Origin of the sequence: Streptococcus sp. IsoGale022, from assembly GCF_031142805.1 — a bacterium.
Taxonomy (GTDB): Bacteria; Bacillota; Bacilli; order Lactobacillales; family Streptococcaceae; genus Streptococcus; species Streptococcus sanguinis_A.
On sequence record NZ_JAKZJI010000003.1, the window covers coordinates 97,548 to 116,338 of the forward strand.

Annotated in this window: 16 protein-coding genes; all 16 read right to left on the minus strand. The window is 40.5% G+C overall.

Annotated elements, in window-relative coordinates; all coding sequences use genetic code 11:
- Positions 1 to 35: 35 nt before the first annotated feature.
- The 16 genes from RG608_RS02885 to RG608_RS02960 all read right to left on the minus strand — a co-directional run bounded on the left by RG608_RS02885 (position 36) and on the right by RG608_RS02960 (position 18,783).
- The gene (locus RG608_RS02885; RefSeq protein WP_268687368.1) at positions 36 to 1,706 is read right to left on the minus strand and encodes a rhamnan synthesis F family protein; all 1,671 of its coding nucleotides are present in this window, start codon (positions 1,704 to 1,706) and stop codon (positions 36 to 38) included.
- Positions 1,707 to 1,722: 16 nt separating this feature from the next.
- Positions 1,723 to 2,928, minus strand: coding sequence for an ABC transporter ATP-binding protein (locus RG608_RS02890; RefSeq protein WP_268687369.1), 1,206 nt, complete (start codon positions 2,926 to 2,928; stop codon positions 1,723 to 1,725).
- Positions 2,928 to 3,734 (minus strand): ABC transporter permease, encoded by an 807-nt coding sequence (locus RG608_RS02895; protein ID WP_268687370.1) that lies wholly within the window; start codon positions 3,732 to 3,734, stop codon positions 2,928 to 2,930. Before RG608_RS02895 ends, RG608_RS02890 begins: the two co-directional genes overlap by 1 nt.
- Positions 3,735 to 3,739: 5 nt before the next feature.
- On the minus strand, positions 3,740 to 4,675 hold the full coding sequence (locus RG608_RS02900) for a glycosyltransferase family 2 protein (protein WP_268687371.1): 936 nt from the start codon (positions 4,673 to 4,675) through the stop codon (positions 3,740 to 3,742).
- Positions 4,672 to 5,820 (minus strand): beta 1-4 rhamnosyltransferase Cps2T, encoded by a 1,149-nt coding sequence (gene cps2T / locus RG608_RS02905; protein ID WP_268687372.1) that lies wholly within the window; start codon positions 5,818 to 5,820, stop codon positions 4,672 to 4,674. Before cps2T ends, RG608_RS02900 begins: the two co-directional genes overlap by 4 nt.
- 113 nt (positions 5,821 to 5,933) lie before the next feature.
- The gene (locus RG608_RS02910; RefSeq protein ID WP_268687373.1) at positions 5,934 to 7,181 is read right to left on the minus strand and encodes a glycosyltransferase family 4 protein; all 1,248 of its coding nucleotides are present in this window, start codon (positions 7,179 to 7,181) and stop codon (positions 5,934 to 5,936) included.
- 3 nt (positions 7,182 to 7,184) lie between these two features.
- Positions 7,185 to 8,492, minus strand: a complete 1,308-nt coding sequence (locus RG608_RS02915) for a DUF2142 domain-containing protein (RefSeq protein ID WP_268687374.1) — start codon at positions 8,490 to 8,492, stop codon at positions 7,185 to 7,187.
- Positions 8,479 to 11,460 carry a rhamnan synthesis F family protein gene (locus RG608_RS02920; protein ID WP_268687375.1) on the minus strand — a complete coding sequence of 994 codons (2,982 nt, stop codon included), beginning with the start codon at positions 11,458 to 11,460 and terminating at the stop codon, positions 8,479 to 8,481. The genes RG608_RS02915 and RG608_RS02920 overlap by 14 nt, the downstream gene beginning before the upstream one ends.
- 24 nt (positions 11,461 to 11,484) lie before the next feature.
- Positions 11,485 to 12,264: a glycosyltransferase family 2 protein gene (locus tag RG608_RS02925; protein ID WP_268687376.1), complete on the minus strand. Its 780-nt coding sequence runs from the start codon at positions 12,262 to 12,264 to the stop codon at positions 11,485 to 11,487.
- Complete coding sequence (locus tag RG608_RS02930) at positions 12,254 to 12,613, minus strand: DUF2304 domain-containing protein (protein ID WP_002912850.1); 360 nt, start codon at positions 12,611 to 12,613, stop codon at positions 12,254 to 12,256. Before RG608_RS02930 ends, RG608_RS02925 begins: the two co-directional genes overlap by 11 nt.
- Complete coding sequence (locus RG608_RS02935; RefSeq protein ID WP_268687377.1) at positions 12,613 to 13,329, minus strand: glycosyltransferase family 2 protein; 717 nt, start codon at positions 13,327 to 13,329, stop codon at positions 12,613 to 12,615. Before RG608_RS02935 ends, RG608_RS02930 begins: the two co-directional genes overlap by 1 nt.
- Positions 13,330 to 13,365: 36 nt before the next feature.
- Positions 13,366 to 14,358: a glycosyltransferase family 8 protein gene (locus tag RG608_RS02940; protein WP_268687378.1), complete on the minus strand. Its 993-nt coding sequence runs from the start codon at positions 14,356 to 14,358 to the stop codon at positions 13,366 to 13,368.
- Positions 14,359 to 14,364: 6 nt separating this feature from the next.
- Complete coding sequence (locus tag RG608_RS02945; RefSeq protein ID WP_268687379.1) at positions 14,365 to 15,693, minus strand: lipopolysaccharide biosynthesis protein; 1,329 nt, start codon at positions 15,691 to 15,693, stop codon at positions 14,365 to 14,367.
- A gap of 315 nt (positions 15,694 to 16,008) precedes the next feature.
- Positions 16,009 to 17,205, minus strand: a complete 1,197-nt coding sequence (gene tuf / locus RG608_RS02950) for an elongation factor Tu (protein ID WP_268687380.1) — start codon at positions 17,203 to 17,205, stop codon at positions 16,009 to 16,011.
- A gap of 122 nt (positions 17,206 to 17,327) precedes the next feature.
- Positions 17,328 to 18,326 (minus strand): anti sigma factor C-terminal domain-containing protein, encoded by a 999-nt coding sequence (locus RG608_RS02955; protein WP_268687381.1) that lies wholly within the window; start codon positions 18,324 to 18,326, stop codon positions 17,328 to 17,330.
- The gene (locus tag RG608_RS02960) at positions 18,313 to 18,783 is read right to left on the minus strand and encodes an RNA polymerase sigma factor (protein ID WP_268687382.1); all 471 of its coding nucleotides are present in this window, start codon (positions 18,781 to 18,783) and stop codon (positions 18,313 to 18,315) included. Before RG608_RS02960 ends, RG608_RS02955 begins: the two co-directional genes overlap by 14 nt.
- Positions 18,784 to 18,791 lie beyond the last annotated feature (8 nt).

An 18,791-nucleotide genomic window follows, 5' to 3' on the forward strand; every position in this document is an offset into this window, starting at 1 on the left:
ATATTCTCTAGCAAGATTTTTGTGAATTAAGAATCTCACTTTTTCTTTAAAAGATTGGATAAACGATTTCTAATCTTTTGATATAAATTTTTCTGACTTAATTTTTCTTTTTGCTCGGTCAACTCTTCCCTTTTCCTCTGCCAGTCCAGTAAAGAGGGGAGGGAAGATAAGGGCATAATCTTGAAATCATAATGACTGTCCCAAGCTAGATAAACCAATAAATGCTCTAAAACATCAGACAGCTCCTGACCAGATGATGGCAAACTTTTTAAGTTCTTCATCTGGAACACACTAGCCAAAGCAGAATATTTGAACCATAAGAAACCGCCATAGACTCTCGTCAGAGAAGGGGTGCTCATAAAGTTAAAAGACTTATGCAAACCAGCATCCTGCCAAATAGCAGATAGTCTTGAACGCGGCGGTTCTGACTCAAACAAGCCGTCTCTGACTAGACGCGGTAAATCTGGAATAATCAACCCTACAGCAGACTCCTGCGCTAGCGCTTCTATACTTGCATCCGCATAATCCACCATTAGATTTATCAAATCAGAGCGCATAGCTTGGTCAAAAACTGCCTGATTCTCCACCAATCGATGAGTAGATAGATGGCCGATATAAGCATAGTTTTGCAGAATTTCCTTCTGCTCCAGCATGGCAAGCCAGGCATGAGATGTCTGACTTAGGACAAGCTGAACTTTATTGCCCAGATGAGCCAGCACTGTCTGTAGCTGTTTCAGCACTTCTGGCTGATCTGTTGTCACTAAATACTGGTACTGAGAAGATAGAGAAAATATCTTGTCCTGATACTGCTGAAAAATAGGAAAATCCGTTACATGAATATGCAGTAGGACAGGCTGGTCTGTAAGATAGTTCGAAGTTGACTGGGACAAATACTTGTCCTCTAGCAAACAAGGAAGGTCCGGACCAAAATGATAGAAAAGATGTTCCCTAATAAGAGAAGTCGGATAGGATGAGTTGGTTTCAAGATCTCCCAGCAAATACCTAGCCAAAAAAGGATTGCCTGTGAGAGCTTTTACCTTTAGAAAAGGAATCTTTGCTTCCAGAATCCTAAGAGGCTTATAGTATGAAAAGTCTGGATGAACCAATTCTCCTGCTTCTTCCTGACGGGTATCAAGAAGGGCCTGATATTTAAATCCTGCCTCTACAAAGCGCTTGGTAAACTTAGTCTCGTAATGGTCTATCACATCTTGAACATCAGTAAAATCTTCTACCTGAGACCAAATTTCACGGAAAGCCTTGTCTTTGAGAACTGACTGCTTAAAGGTGACAAAGTAGCTCTGCAGGTGTTCTTCAAAGTACCTGGTCTTGCGGAAATTAGTCATTCCCCAAAAATCGACTTGCGAATCCTCTTCAGAACGCTGATAAATGGGCTCCAAATCCCATAGCGGACCAAAGCAAGTGTCATTCATGAGAGTCAGAGAGTCTGAGTTCTGCAAAGTGTCAAAACCCAGCCAGTTCATGCCATCACGCCAAGCTGCAAAGTCAAAGCCTCGGTTTTCTCGCTCAAGCAAGTCAGAAATGCCCAAGTTGTCTCTTAAACGACACTTGTCCTCATCGCTCAAAGGACTATTTGAAATAAAAAGAATCTTAGAAAAAAGCGGCTTAAGGTGCTCCAATTGATAGAAGACATGACCGCTTATATGATTGCATTTATTGAAATGAACATAGAGTAATATTCGTTCCATGAAACTACCTTATTCTTTATGATTGAGAAATCTTCCAACTGCCATTACGCTGGATTAAGCCAGTAGCAGAATCCTTAGCAGAGACATCATCATCCTTAATATCCTGACGATTGATTAAGATAACTGGGTTGTTCTGAGAGTCTGCAAAGGCTAAAATCTGTTCCTCCTTATCCCGCACTGAAACCTGCAGTTTTAACTTAGCGTTATTTATCTGTGACACATGGCACTTGTAAGTCAAACGCTTCTGTCCAGGTCCTTCTGTTGGCTGATCCATGGAGTTATCATTGTAAAGCCAGATAGTTCGATCGATATCTGTCAGAGAAAAGGAAACATAGGTCGGTAGGTCTTGATTTACCCGATAAGAAATTTCAAATTCAATCTCTTGTTCAGGTGAAATCTGAGGCGAATGCAAGAGCTTAACCTTCAAATCAGAAACTGCTGCATTCTCAACCTGGAATCCTTCGTTCATGGCTTTTGTTTCAGTCGCATTGTCCAGACTGTACTGGTTGGCCACATCATCTGGATTACCGATAGCTTTGACTAAGCCATTTTCAATCAAGACAGCCTTGTTACAATACTTTTTAACAGCTCCCATATCATGGGTTACCAGAATGGTCGTCTTGCCTGATTCCTTGCGATCTTTGAAGTAGTCATTACATTTACGCTGAAAGGCTTCGTCCCCAACAGCCAGAACCTCGTCCAAAATCAGAATATCACCCTGAGCCTTGATGGCCACAGAAAAGGCCAGACGCACTTGCATACCGCTAGAGTAGTTCTTGAGCTTTTGGTTCATAAACTCGCCCAGCTCAGCAAACTCCACGATATCATCGTACATGGCATCTACTTCTTCTGTTGAGAATCCCAGCATGGCACCATTCATATAGACATTTTCGCGACCAGTTAGTTCTGGATTGAAACCGACACCTAGCTCAATAAAGGAAACCAACTTACCGTCAATAGTTACCTTGCCCTTCTCCGGAATATAAATCTCAGAGATAATTTTTAGGAGGGTGGACTTACCAGAGCCATTGCGGCCGACAATCCCGTAGAAGTCACCTTTTTCAACTTCAAAGGAAATATCTTTCAAAACATGCTGTTCTTTGTAACCTTTGATCCCCTTAAAACGATTGACCAAACTGGTTCTCAAACTCTGAGTAGCCTCAGTAGGCAATCGAAAGAATTTACTTACATGGTCGACTTTTACTGCAATATTATTTGACATTATAAAATCTCCGCAAATCTCTTAGCATTTTTATTAAAGAAGAACAAACCTAGAGCCAATATCACAAAAGGAATCAAGTAGGGAATGAGGGCGATTAGTTTGTTATTAACGATGTCCCAGCCTCTGAAATTAACAGGATCAACAATGAAATGGCGCATGTCCTGCAACATCTGGGCAATCGGATTGAGCATCATAATTTTAGCTACAAAAAGTTTTTTACCATCCAAAAGGAAGTTCAGAGAGTAGATAATGGGGCTGGCGTACATTCCAGCCTGAAGAGCCACTTCCCAAATCGGTCCAATATCCCGATACTTTACAAACAAGGAAGACAGCATAAGGGCGCAGCCCATTGCCAAGACCAATACCTCCAGAAAAAGAGGAATAATAACCAGCGTATGCAAGCCGAATTTCACCTGATTAATCAAGGCGAAGAGGAAAACAACGACCAGATTAATCAGGAAATTGATAGCTGCTCCAAGAACTGATGAAAAGACGATGGTATGCTTTGGAAAGTTCAATTTACGCAGCAAATCTCCCCGAGAAACGATGGAAAGCATGCCCATATTGGTAGCTTCGGTAAAGAAAGACCAGAAGACCATCCCCAGCAAGAGTCCTACTGTATAGTGGGGTGTGCCGTCATCAAAGCGCAAAAAGCGGACAAAGACCAGATACATGATAGTAAACATCATCAACGGCTTCAAAATCGACCAGAGATAGCCGACCAAGGACCCTTGATAACGCAACTTAAAATCCGTCTTGATTAATTCTTTCAAAAGAATACGATTTTTTTTACTAAAAAAATCCATGAATATTACTCCTTATAAGCAAACTTTGTGAGAATGAGGCTCGTAAAAACAAGAGTATGAAAAGTGCGGTTTTTTCGGTAGCCATACTGACGAATCCTACGCCAGCGCTCCTTAAAAGGCACCTCCATAATGGTCACAAAGTTCTCAATTAACTCTCTATTTTCAGCAGTCAGCGGCAGGACCAGCAAATTTCTGGCCTGGGTCTGACTGTCTTTTATCAATTTCCAATATTTGGCGAAAAGAACATGGGGACGCACCCAGTTTTTTACGCGTTTTCTGAGCGTTCGAGCTCCTAGAACATTATTTGAATGCTGGCGATAGAGCTCACCTGGCTTGTCAATATAGACTAGATTGCCAAAAGCCGCAGCCAGCAAGCCCAGATACCAATCGTGCATGAGCAGATCATGTTCTTCCTTCCCAGTCCAAAGTTGGGCCAAGGCGCGATTTATCATAGAAACGCCGCCCGTCACCGTATTCTCTGTCAACTCTTGGACTAGTTCTGTATTAGCGTGATCCGACTGAGTGCGAATCATGCTTTCGTGAACAACCTGTAGCTCTTGATCTACGACCTTCAAGTCAGTATAAACCAGCAAGGGCTGACTGCTATCATACTTGTCTGCCTCAGCCAATTGCATGGCAATCTTGTCTGGCAGCCAAACGTCATCTTGGTCGCTAAAGAGATAGAAATCCGAATCTTGGTATTGAAGCAAGCTATGAAAACTTTGAATGACACCCAAATTTTGTGGATTTTCCCGATTGATAAAGGAAATACGGTCATCCTTGCGGCAAAAGTCTTCGATGACAGCACGCGTCCCATCTGTAGAGCCATCATCACGAATCAGCAGCTGCCAGTCCCTATATGTCTGCTCTTGAATACTCTTAATCTGCTCGGCCAGAAACTGCTCCCCATTATAGGTGGACAGAAGAATGGTCACTTTCATGATAAAAATAAATCCTCGTATTCACCCACAATTTTTTTCCAGGTGTAGTTTTCTTTCATATTTTCTTTGGCGGCTTGACCTAGCTCCGTAAACTCTGTTTGAGCATCTACTCGGTCAATCAGCTGGGCCAGCTGGCCAGGTTCTTTTTTCCAGTACAGAGCCGTCTCTTTTGCTACCTTCCGATTGAAGTCCACATCCAACACCAGATTGGCATCTGTCTGAGCCAGTGCTTCCAAAAGTCCCGGATTGGTCCCGCCAACCTCATGTCCATGTATATATGCAAAAGCATGATTACGGATATATTTGAGCAGATTCTGATCATAGACCGTTCCAACAAATTTAATGCGAGAATCACGGTCAAAGCCCGTTTTCTGCTTGAGTTCTTCAAAATAGGGATTTCCCTCATGATTGCAGATAATCAGCAAGTCACGTTGGGTTTCGGATTTCATGAACTCTTGAATGATGGTTTCATAGTTGTTCTCCGGAACGAAGCGTCCGACAATGAGGTAATAGTCTTTTTCCTTACTGGCCCACTTTTCAAAGAAGACCCTGACCTTGCCTTCGTTTTCCGTCAGATTAGACAGATAAACGTCAGTCCCATAAGCAATACAGATCGTTTTAGACCAAGGATAAGCTTTTTGAATATAGCTTTCGATGCCTTGATTGTCAGCAATAACCAAGTCTGCATGCTTGGTCATGACCTTCTCAGAATACTTGAGATAAGCTTGGACTGGCTTAGACCACTTTGCCCGCTTCCACTCCAACCCGTCAGGATTGATAAAGAATTTACCTCCTGCCTGATGGATACGACGAGCAAAGAGAAAGATAAAAGCACCAATCGTATTTCCAAGAATGTAAAAAATTGGCTGCTCAATCTGCTCTTTCTTAGCAAACTTGAGGGCATAGGAGACAGCCATCATATCATAGGCAATTACGCGGGCCGGACCAAGCTTGGGTGGCTTGACTGTAAAACAGTCTACCCCCTTGTAATCAAAATGATGAAAAGCTTCATCATCTGATAAGCAAGCCACATGATACTGGATTTGAGAAGAGATTTGATGCTCTGTCAATTTTTCGACAAAGGTTTCAAATCCTCCATATTTGGCAGGAAGTCCCCGACTCCCGATGATGAAGACATGTTTCATGATTTCCCTCAATTCAAGATTTTACAATCCATTCTATTATACCACTTTCTAGTGTGTTTGTATAATACAAAAAGGACAGGTAGAGCCGCGGCTACACTTGTCCTTTTCTTTCTTTAACCTCTTCTGCCAGAAAGCAACTTATTTTTCACTTTGCGTAAGAAAGAGCCTGCTGGTTGAGAAGGTAAATTTGTATCCAATAAGCACTTGACATGACGCAAAGAGTTAGACTTGTATATTTCAGTGTTTTCAATCTTATCCAATAAGTTTTGGTAAACACTCTGAACTCTGTAGCGCTCTTGAATCTTGTCAAGATTGGCCACCGACTGGTCTTTCAATCTCTCAAAGTTTGCCAAGGCAATGTTTATCTTATCAGCCAACTCCTCGATATTGCCAGATAAATACAGCTGACCTTCTTCAAAGATTTCATAGGCGGATAGATGACCAGGATTGTCCGACAAAATGGTCGGAAGGCCATTCATAATCGCTTCAATATAGACTAAGCCAAAGGTTTCCATCGCAGACGGAAATACCGCAAGATCTGCTTCCGTCACCTCTGCCCAAGGATTGTCCTTGTGTCCCAAGAAACTAATATTTTTAACCTGGTGTTCAGATATATAAGTATCGCATCTTTTTTTGTACTCCTCATCCCAGGCACCGATAAAAACCAAAGCCGGTTTTGGCTGAGATAACTTGTCATAGGCTTTTATCAATTCTAATTGATTCTTACGCTCTGTCAAACGTCCAACTGACACAATACGCCTTTCGGCCCCATCCTTTTCTTCTGTATCAGTAGGCTGAATTTTCGTAAAAGGAGCAAAAGACAAGACTTTTCTGTTTGGTAGCAGCTCCTGTAACTGTCTCTGCAAGGCTCCTCTAACTGCAAATATTTCCTGCGAGTAATCACTGATAAAATCTAGCTTTTCCTTATAGTAACCAAACTCTCCGTCAGGAAATTCATGAATCAGCCAGAAATGCGGAACATTCTCGCAGGCAGCTGCCACTGCACCTTGAAACATATTGACCGTGTTGGTAATAACCAAATCAATCTTTCGCTCCGTTAGTATCTTTCTGAGCGCTGAGGTATTTTCCTGATAAGACCGAACTCTAGACTCAGGACTACCTGGCAGGCCACCAGGTGCGTCCTCCCACCACCATTTAACTGACGGCAAGGCTATAGTCTCAACACCCAAGGCTGCCAAGCTGGATATATAGTCCTGCTGAACAGCTACATGATAATCCGGAATCGCATTGATAACCTGATGGCCCGTCTGGACCAAGTATTCCATCAAATTGACAATAGAGATTTCAGCTCCATTATCCAGCGTTCCAGTCGGCGAAATGAATAATATCTTTTTTTTCATAGCTTATCCTAATACATTCCAATAAAAGGGCACCATCAAGTAGAGGGAAACCAAGAAGTTAGCTACCAGAGTCCCAACCATCATTCGATTCACCACCCTGTCTTTAATGTCCAAGGTTCCTAGATTAGCAACAGTTGGTAGCAGTAAAATCAGGAAGGGGGTAAAATAACGTCCCTGAGCACCAACCGATATCATGGCACCTTTACCGAGGACAATGGGCGTCCACTGCAGATACATAATCGACACAACAGCAATCACTTGAACCAGAAACAGATAACGCGACATGACTGTGTAGCCCTTGGTCATGAAATCTTTCTGCGACTGCAAGAAAATAAGCGCCAAGACTGCCACATCGATAAAAATCAGCCAAAGCGGCAGCTGGATAGTAAAATTCCCCAAAAAGCCAAACATACCGATTGTCAAAATGGTATTCAAGTCACCATTAACACTTTGCTTAAAGAGCGTATTCAGCAAAACTTGGCAATAGTGCAAGAGCCCACCCTGATTGCGAAAGGCAAGATGTAGAGCAAGAAAGAAAGCTGCAAAGCCAAGTATATAAAAGATAGGGCGATTACGAGCTACAAAAGCTTTGGTTGCAACAAAAGGCTTATTGAGAACCGCAAGGAATCCTTCAAACTCAAAGTCAATAAAAGGCAGCAAGCCTAATAAAAGGACATTATTCGGTTTAGTGATAAAGAGGCCTATAGAAATCACCAAAAGCTCCAGTACATTTCTATTAGTGAATTTCTTATGATAGGCAATATTAGTCAAAAAGCCAATTGCCAGCATAATCTCCAGATAGCTCATCACATCGTAAGAGAGAGAAGCTGCCTGCTGGACCATAATAGGCAAAAGAGATAGGAAAAGTAGAGCTTTTTTGCCATATTTGAAGTATTTAATCAGGAAATAAATCCCAAAGATATAGACCAAGGCATTAAAGAGCCGCCCCATCATCGCGATGAAGCCTACTGACGGATAAAGCATGCTCCCCAAGGTCATACCTAGGAGCTGAGGCAGGAAAGAGATAGCCTTGAGATTAAAGCCAAAGATAAACTCTTCTTGCGCCAGATCTATCTTCTCTGAGAACAACTGCTTATACTCTGCTGGCGAAACATTCGGAGTGGATGGGATTTTTTCCATCCATTTATATGTTCGATTGGTCGGTTTATGGAAGATTTCCCATGTCATACGAGCGTGATTGGTCTCATCAGGCACCCGATTAATCGGCTGTGCAATCATAAAAGTCAAGACAAAGATACTTGCCAATAATAAGAAAATATTCTCAACTTTTACTTCTTTATTTCTTTTCAAAATAAGTCACCATTTCATCTTTTTTATCTAAACTGCAATTTTCTAATACAAAAGCGTAGGCGTTCTCCGCCAGTTCTCTGCGTAAATCCGCAGAAAGAATCAGGCTTTCCAACTTTTCTTTCCATTCACTATCTTTAGCTAAAAGTCCCGTCTGACCGTCAATCATCATGTCTGCAAAAGCACCGATATGACTGGCAATCGTTGGCACCTTGACTAGAGCTGCTTCTATCCACTTGATTTCTGACTTGGCCCGATTAAAGACTGAGTCAACCAACGGAGCCAGATTAATATCAACCTGACTAATCAACTGAGGCAAGGCCTTCCAGTCCACATACTCATGGATGATAATACGCTGCGTATATTGTTTCATATCCTGCGGGATATCTAAGTGCCCTACAATATGAAGCTCCACGAATGGGTAATTGTCCAGCACTTCTTTGATAGCCGGCTTGATGAGTTCAAAATTTTCATTGTGGCTGATGGAGCCAGAGAAATAGCCGATTTTGATTCTGTCGTCTGCGCCAAAGTCTTCCTTCAAGAACTGCGAGCTAACCGCAATCAATTCGCTGGACGCCAGATTACGATTCAGCAGGACGGAGTCCTTATATTTGAACAATTCCTCTTTTAACTGATTAGTGGAGGTAATCGCCCCATCACAAGCTGCTAGCATTTTCCCGTAATTCTTCACCCCTGCATCGTAATTGCCCTTTTCCTTCTCAGACAAGCCTTGGGTATAGCTCAGCTGGTCCGTATAAAGGGTATCAAAGACCAAATCATCAATATCAAAATAGACTGGCTTATTCTCCTTCCGAGTCAAATCACACAAAAGCTGGAGCTGGGCGGACCAAGGAGCGCGGTAGATAATGATGTGGCTGGCATACTGGGCCTGAGCCAGACTAAACTCAGACACATTAACCACTTTCACAGCAAAGCCATTCTTTCTAAGCTGCTCTGCCTTATTGAGCACACGGTAGCGCGTACACTGCGGAATGATATTCTCTACACCGTCAATGATGAGAATATATTGATCACGAGGCACATCTTTGAATTTTTGAACGATGTTCTCAAGAATCTCCACTGGGTAGTCTGTCTTCTCCCGGACATAGTCCAATACATCAGGAACCTCTGACTCTCTTTCCAGACCTTGCCATAAAAACTGCTGATCATCATAATTCTTCAAAGAAGTATACTTAATCAGAGGACTACCCGCCTTTAACATCCTTAATGGATGAATATACATAGCCGAATCCCGATTTTCGTGAACCAAGGCATCGTAACGATAGCCCAAGTCGGCAAAGTACTTGGTAAAAGTCGTTTCATGTTTTCCGATAGCCTCGTCCCTTGAATCCGTGTCAGTCAGCACTTGCCAATAGTCGTAGAATTCTTCGGACTGAAGCAGCAAGGGCTCAATCACCAAAAAATAAGACTGTAGGTGATTGGGAATGTAACCATAGCGGTTAAATCCAGTGATATCTTCCTGGGTCTCACCATAGGAAATTCCCCAAAAGTCAAGATTTCTGTCAGCCATAGTTTGAAAGACAGCCGTCAAATCACTCATAGGTCCGATATTGGTGTCATTGACGAGCATCAGCTGAGAACAATGTTGCAGAGTTTCCTTTCCTAAGGAAAGAATGCCTTCACGAAAAGCTGCCGTATCATAGCCACTATTATCCCGCACCAAGACTTGCCCATACTGCTCTAAAGTTTCTATGTCCTCTTCAGCCAGTCCGCCGTTAACGACGATGAGAGTCTTATCAGCCAAAGCTGCTAACTTTTCTAAAAAGATAGTCTTATACTGCTGCAAGCGTGGCTCGGATTCAAAAATGACATAGACTAAGACTTTTTCGCCACTTGAAACTGAAGCTAAAGCTTTTTCTCGTTGAGAATTCCGCAGCCTTTGATAGTAATAAACCTTGGGAGACTTAACTTGGCGTTTCAAACGAACCAGCTGTTGCTTAATCCGACTTAAAACAGCTTTGATACTGCGAGGATTTTTGATTATCTGAGCCAGACGTTTCAATGGCGTAATCAAGCCATTTCCCAGCCGGTAGGAAATAGATCGGCGAATACGAAACTGCTCCTGAATAGCATCATCTCGCTGTTCTTTTATCGTTCTCAGTCTGGATTTCAAGGAGTCTAGATTTTTATGTAACTGTCGCTGATCCTCCTGCAGTTCAAGAACGTAGTCGTTCACTTTATCCATATGCTGAATCAACTCATCCAAACGACCTTCCAGTGTAAATATGTTCTTACCCAAAGCTTGGTAAATATCATCTGGTATCTGTCTCACATACTTACGAAGGATTCTCAGATACATTTCGTAATGATATCTCGTAGAATCCCGTTTAGAAATTGATTCCTTATCAAAGACCCGATAATTCAGCTTTGTTTTTGCATCATAAACTGGTTTCGCGCCTTGATTGATAATTAAGTTTAAAAGAAAATCATAGTCTTCCAGTTTTTCACGATTCAGCGCTTCATCATAATAAATACCATCAGCAACCGAACGACGAATGAGAGAACAGTTGGAAATAAAATTTTCCGTTAAGAAAGCTAGCTTGTCAAATGGCCGTGATTTAAGGTAAACTTCCTTTTTATCAGGATCATACAAATCACCATAGACAATATCTGCCTCCTCTTGCACCATGCTTGTGTAGAAACTCTCAATATAGTCTGAGTCCAGAAAATCGTCACTATCCACAAAAATAAAATAAGTGCCTTGAATTTGCTGCAAAGCCTTGTTTCTTGTCTTGACAACCCCCATATTTTCATGGCTTTCAAACCGCTTCGGAAAAGGGGAATCCGCCAAGACAGCCTCTATGATTTGAGCAGAATGATCTGAGGAGCCATCATCCAATACCAGTAACTCAATATTTCGATAGGTCTGAGCAAAAATACTGCGCAAACACTGTTCAATGTAATCTTGATGGTTGTAACAAGTTACAACAACAGATATTAAATCTTTCATATACTTTCCTTGTAAATAACTCTATTAGTTTGAGTTAGCATCTTGACTCTTCATGTATGCTTTATTTATCAGATTAGCAACCCACTTGGGCCAGAAAAGCTGATACATGAACAAGTCTTCTTTGGTCCGCGTATTATCTGAAATAGTCTTGGTTGTTTCAGACTCTCCATGAATCCGGTGGCACATAAGCTTCTCAGAAATATAAGCAAAGCGACCCTTATAGGCGCTAATCTTGTACCAAGCATACCAATCCAGACTCACGCGCATTTCCTCATCAAATCGAAAATCCCTTAACGCCTCTAAGTTGTAAGTAACCGCCGGACAGGAAATAGGATTGCCAAAAGCCAGGATCCGATTTCTCCAAAAACGGCTGGTCGGCATCAGATTCAAGGTTTTAAGCATGAGAGTCTTGATTTTCAAATTAGTATTAGCCGGAATTTTAACTCCATTTTTCTCTTCAAAGTAGTCCGTATAAGCAATGAGAATGTCTTTAGACTGCTCTATCTTCTGCATCACTGCTTCTAGATAAGTTGGCTCATAATAGTCATCCTGGTGGGCAATGGTAGCATAAGAAGTCTCAACAAAGGAAAGAGCATTGTTCCAGTCCTTACCGATACCTCCGCCTTCTTTCGTATAAAAAGGAATACCGTACTTCTGGCACAGCTGCTTGATTGAATCCAGCGGTGTTGAGCTATAGCAGATTATCTTTGATTGCAAGGTTTGAGCTTGCAAAGATAGGATACAAGCTTCTAAAAATTCGCTTTCGCCATAGGCACAAATCACCCAGGTATGATTATTTTTCATCTTTTTCACTCTCTAACTTGGACATTCTTTGCTTCATGATGGACAGTTCTTGCACCAACTGCTTGATTTGCTCCTTTTGCTTGGAAATAGAAATAGTATGTAAAAAAACAATAACCAGCAGGAAAAAGATGGCCAAGGACATGACAAAGTTTGAGGTCAGTTCAAAGCCTAACAATTTGGCAATCGAAACTGGAATCCAATCAAAAATAGAGATAACAATCAGTACAAAGCCAATAATAATCCACATAAAGGCTTGCTCAAATAAAATATTGTTTTGATTGATATTCCGAAAGACAAAATACAGGAATAGAACTGAAGCCACTAGCATAACAATAGACAAAATGGACATTATTCACTCTCTTTCATAAAAGCAGCAATCAAGATCGAAGAGCAAACTTCAATCATATAGCGAATGGACTTAATAGGAGTAATCGAAGAGACTCCTCCTGCACGTTCAAACATATTGGCTGGTGCTTCCACCACTTTATATTTCCGCTTCAAGATATGGACGATTGATTCTGGCTCAGGATACTTGATAGGATAGCGCGCAGCGAATTGTCGAATAATGTCTCGATTGGCCAAACGATAGCCTGATGTGGTATCCAGAATCCTTTTGCCTGTTGTTAATTTAATAAAAGCTGAAATAATGGTAATACCAAAACGCCGCATAAAAGTCGTCTGAAACTCCGAAGCCTTGTCACCGATAAAACGAGAACCAACAACCAAATCAGCCTGCTGGCGACGAATAGGCTCCAGCAAAGCATCCAGCGACTCAATATCATGCTGGCCGTCTCCATCAAACTGTACGGCCACATCATAATTCTTCTCAAGAGCATACTTATAGCCCGTCTGAACAGCTCCGCCAATCCCCAAATTCATAACCAAATGGATAGCATTCAGATGATGGTTGTCCAAAATCTCCTTAGTTCTGTCAACTGACCCATCATTGATCACTACGTAGTCTAAGTCAAAATCAACTTTCTTCCGATATTCTACAATGCTCATAACCGTATTTAAAATACTCTCTTCCTCATTATAAGCAGGAATTATCATTAAAACTTTCATTAATTTAATCTATTCTTTCTATAACATGTCATCACATTATTTTTTGTTTTTCTGCAACTGTTTTTTTCTATATTTCATAAAGCTCGGGATTAGGGAATTGATAATCTTATATCTTAACATTGGAAAAGGCTTCATAACAATATTAAAGATTCTAAAACAAACAAAATACAGCTGCCAACCTTCTTCCATTGGTGTATCCTTCCATGGAGTTTTGTGGAGATAATAGAGATACTCCTTTTTAAATCTATGTGTATTTCCCTTCCGCCAAGGTCTCTCTTCACCAAGATAGTGAATAATTGTAGGTGCTTTTCGAAAATGATTAAAATCTTCCCGTGATGTAAACATAGTTGGCTTACTTAATTCACTCAACGTTTTGTAAGGATAGACATCATAAATATTAAAATAATTAAAGGAAATCGGCAAGGTGAAAATTTGCTCTTTCAAGGCTCCATTTAAGGCATCTTGGTCTGGTGCGAATAGCTTTCCTTCATGAAACTGATAAAATTCTATGACCTGTTTACCAATCTCTTCACTACGCCATTTTTTTAGATCGATCAATAGGACACCCGAATTATGATAGGGGTACTCTTTCAAAGCTAGAAATTCCTTTCTTGACTTATCCACAGTTGGTTCGGGACACATACCTATTACCTTATCTCCTAAGTCGCTATAAAACAATGAACTTAAATCTTCTAGAACTAGTGTATCTCCATCGAGATATAAGATCCTATCAACTTTTTGTGGAAGAAGCTTATCTAAAAAAAGACGTGCCAAAATAATTGAAGACCAACCGTTTGTATCAAAATCAAAGTCAATATAGTCTTCGATATTATTTATAGAAATAATACAAACTTTTCTATCGTAACTTTTAGCGAATCCTTTTAATTTATTTTGATTCTCTTGGCTTATCCTCTCGCCAATTAAATATACTGTAATATTCTCAGCGGATTTATTATTCTCAAATATAGAACACATACAGGTTGCAACTTGAGGTACAAACGAATCATTTAATGTAAATAAGATATTCATAGAATCCTACTTCTTTCTTTTTTCCTTATTTTTAACAACGCCATAAATAATCAGACTTGTTGCATAAAAGACGCACATGGAGATTAAAAAGGAATTAGCAGCTCCGAGCAATTTTTGGTCGCGGATAAATGGCAACGTAATAAATTTTGAAACAGCAAATGTCAATAAATAGGCTATCATCAGATAATGCTGTTTTCTAAAGATGGTCATAATGATATCGACTACTAGAGCAAAAACATTCAAAATACCACCTATAAGTAGTATAGTGAAAGGAAGCTTATACTCCTGTAATCGGATACCGTAAACAGCACCAAGCACTTCTGTACCAATCATATAACCTAAAACAACAATGACAACTCCTAAAACAGTCATTACTATATATAGGGTATTGACCTGTTTGAAAAATAGTGTAAATTTCTTCTCATTCCAATAAATAGAAAGCTGTGTAGTCAACGGTCTCAGAACGAAGAACAAAAGGGATAGGACAAAGACAGGCATGAATAGAACATTAAAGTCTCTTTGAACCCCAGATGAAAAATAGCCATTTGTCAAAAGGTAATCAATATCGATTTTTGGCTCATTATAGATATACGTTATCAAAAATCCATTTAAAAACAAGGGAAAACTATTTTTCAAAATAGAATACACATTTTTTCTGTCATCATGGAGTTTAGGCGAAAACTTTTCCTGAGAAAAATGTAATCTACAGTTTCTGAAATCTAAGGGGAAGGTCAGAATGAAATTCGCACAGCAAATAACAATACTAGCTACCATCAATGATTTTGTAAGCAACAGGACTATTGCAAATATTAACATGCAAATCCAGCTCCTATAGAATTGCACCTTTCCAGCTAAGTCTGATCTGTTTTTTTGCTGAAATAATCCTTGAAAAACATCTGAATACGCATCTATAGCCCGATAAAGAACAAGCAATAAAATAATACTAGATTTGTAAACATCATACCCTTGCCAGAGAGTATAGATAAACGATGTTAAAATCATCAAAAAGACAGTAAAAAGTCTCGTGTTATGATAAGAAGCAAATTGGTATCTTTCTTTTACATCCGTAGATTGCAAATTTCTAACCTGAAAATAACCTAAAACAAAGAACTGCTGACCAAGAGCGTAAGCAATACTAAAAATATCAGAATCTCTTGAATCTAGAAATCTAGAAGCTAGTAGAAGCAAAACAACTGATATCAATGAGGATGAGACTGTCCCCAGCATGTTCCATATGTAGTTATTTTTCAGTCCTTCTTTTGAGATTATTTTTTCTATTTCTTTATTACCGTCATTATTTTTAGCATAAGGTGATGATCCTGATTTTGAGGGCATTTTTCTTCTCCAAATGTATTCTATTTCTTATTATACTATACTTTCAGTGAAAAGTGAAAATCCTTCCTGAAAGAATCTCTGTTTTAAATGATACTTTCTTCCCAAACCTAATTAAAAAGGGCAAAAATTCTATCAAGCTTATATCTACACTTCTTGCCTTCCCGCCTCTTAAATCATCTTCAAGATGCTTCTGCAAAATCAAGCTATCTATTCTGGAGATTACCAACTACCTTTTATTATTCTACATACTAAAAAAACCCCGTTTTCACGGGGTTTAGTGTCTGACTATAATTGTTATCTGGGAACGGAATCGAATTAAGCTTCGATTTCTGTAACCATACCTGAACCAACAGTACGTCCACCTTCACGGATAGAGAAAGTAGTACCTTGTTCAACGGCGATTGGGTGGATCAACTCAACGTCGATAGTTACGTTATCACCAGGCATTACCATTTCAGTACCTGCTGGAAGTTCGATTGAACCTGTAACGTCAGTTGTACGGAAGTAGAACTGTGGACGGTAGTTGTTGAAGAATGGAGTGTGACGTCCACCTTCTTCTTTAGTAAGGATATAAACTTCACCTTTGAATTTAGTGTGTGGGTTGATTGAACCTGGTTTAGCAATAACTTGTCCACGTTCGATTTCATCACGTTGGATACCACGGAGAAGCACACCTACGTTGTCCCCTGCAAGACCTTCGTCAAGCTGTTTACGGAACATTTCAACACCAGTAACAACTGCTTTTTGGATTTCTTCTTTGATACCAACGATTTCGATTTCGTCATTGACTTTAACGATACCACGGTCGATACGTCCTGAAGCAACTGTACCACGTCCAGTGATTGAGAATACGTCTTCGACTGGAAGAAGCAATGGTTTGTCAGTGTCGCGTTCTGGTTCTGGGATGTACTCATCAACAGTGTTCATCAATTCCATGATGATATCTTCATATTTAGAGTCACCTTCAAGAGCTTTAAGAGCTGAACCTTGGATAACTGGAAGATCGTCACCTGGGAAGTCGTATTCTGACAAGAGGTCACGGATTTCCATTTCAACCAACTCAAGCAATTCTTCATCGTCAACCAAGTCAACTTTGTTCATGAACACGATCAAGTGTTTAACACCAACTTGGCGTGAAAGAAGGATGTGCTCACGAGTTTGTGGCATAGGACCATCAGTTGAAGCTACTACAAGGATAGCTCCGTCCATTTGAGCGGCACCAGTGATCATGTTTTTAACGTAGTCCGCGTGTCCTGGAGCGTCGATGTGAGCGTAGTGACGCTTAGCAGTTTCATACTCAACGTGCGCAGTGTTGATAGTGATTCCGCGTTCGCGTTCTTCTGGAGCAGCATCGATAGACGCATAGTCTTTAGGTTGGTTAACTGCTGAAGGCAAGCGACGTGCCAATACAGTTGTGATAGCTGCTGTCAAAGTAGTTTTACCGTGGTCAACGTGTCCGATAGTACCAATGTTAACGTGTGGTTTACTACGATCGTATTTTTCTTTTGCCATTTGAGTAAAAGCCTCCAATAAAATATATTTTATAGATAGACAGTAGGCAATACAGTCTAACTTTCCTTACTATTTTATCAAATTTAAATGAAAATGCAAGTCTTTTAGCATTTTTTTGTGAATTATTCCTTGTCTAATTTGTAGTAAGGTTGATTTTGAATAGAGGCTCCAATACTAGAAGCATGGTTCCATTCTTTACCTTCTAGTTGGGCGAAATTTTCGGATTTTCCAGTAAGGATGACACCTGAAAAAGTCAATTGATCTCGATTCTTTTCCTCGCGAATATCTAACCGACCAAATTTCTTGAGATAGGACTCAACATCGTTGTACATGTTGTACTTGTTGACAGTTGGGAAAAGGTTTTTATCGGCCTTTTTCAAATAGTCTAAGAAAGTCTGTTGCTCTTGCTTAGCCTCTTCGCTCTCTTTTTTGCCGTCCGACGGATAGGGATTAAGCAGCGTACTATTAGCTCCATAAGTCGTCTGAGGATCGGTGCGCAATGCCATACCATTTTCACCATCTTCTGACTGACTGCCAATCCAGTACCAGTTAATCTTGAGGTTGCTCGGTATCATCTGCTGGATTTCCTTATAAGTGTAAGGTTTATCAAAAGTCAGAGCTATTTCTACCAATTGATTCGGCATTTCTTTGACAGATACAAGTTCCTGAGGTGCTGGATCTGAAGACTTCGTCTGTTTGGCATTGACATTGTAAAAGACCGGATATTTCTGCCGAAGCTCTCGCGTATAGGTCCCTGAGGTAGAGGAATAAGTCGCCTCTGACGTCGGATTTTTATAAGAACCTGTTAGTGAATAGTTCCCCTCATAGGCTGGATAATCCACCATCACTCCATCAAGGTCTTTAAAACGATCAGAACGTAATGTTCCCGAAAGATAAGAGGTCGGATTGTAGTATAGACTGTCATAGTCAACATTAGGATAGGCGATTTCGGACATAACTTCGTACTGTTTCTGCAAGTCTCGTCCGTTACCAGAGGCTAATTCTGCCAGCCCCTTTCCTAGAAGACCTAAGAGAACTAAAGATACAACGGAGCTAATAGCGACTGTCTTCCAAAGTCTTTTTCTTCTGCTTTTCTTTGCAACATTTTCAAATGTTTCCATTTCGATATCCTTTCTTTTCCAGCTCCTTTCGGAGTTTAGCACGACTGCGCATCAGCTGAATCTTGACCTTGCTCACTGAGTAAGACATGATTTGGGCAATCTCCTTGACCGTGAAATCTTGAAAATAATAGAGTTCTAAAAGCGTGGCTTCCTTGAGTGGCAGATCTTCTATCATACTTCTTAGCAGCTCATAATCTTCATTTTCAAAGGGATTGACAAGAACTTTTCCAAAAAATTCTTTTCTCAAAATCTCCAAATAATGCTTATCTCTCCTATATCTGTCGATATAGCGCCGGATGGAAACCCGATACATCCAAGCTCGCATCTTTTCCGCCGGAATAATAACTTCTGTTTCCAACATCTTGACAAAAACGTCCTGAACTACATCTTCTGCTTCCACTTTAGAAGCCCCTGACTTCTGCAGATAGGATACAATCTCGCGAGCAAAGCCTATCAAAATTGTTT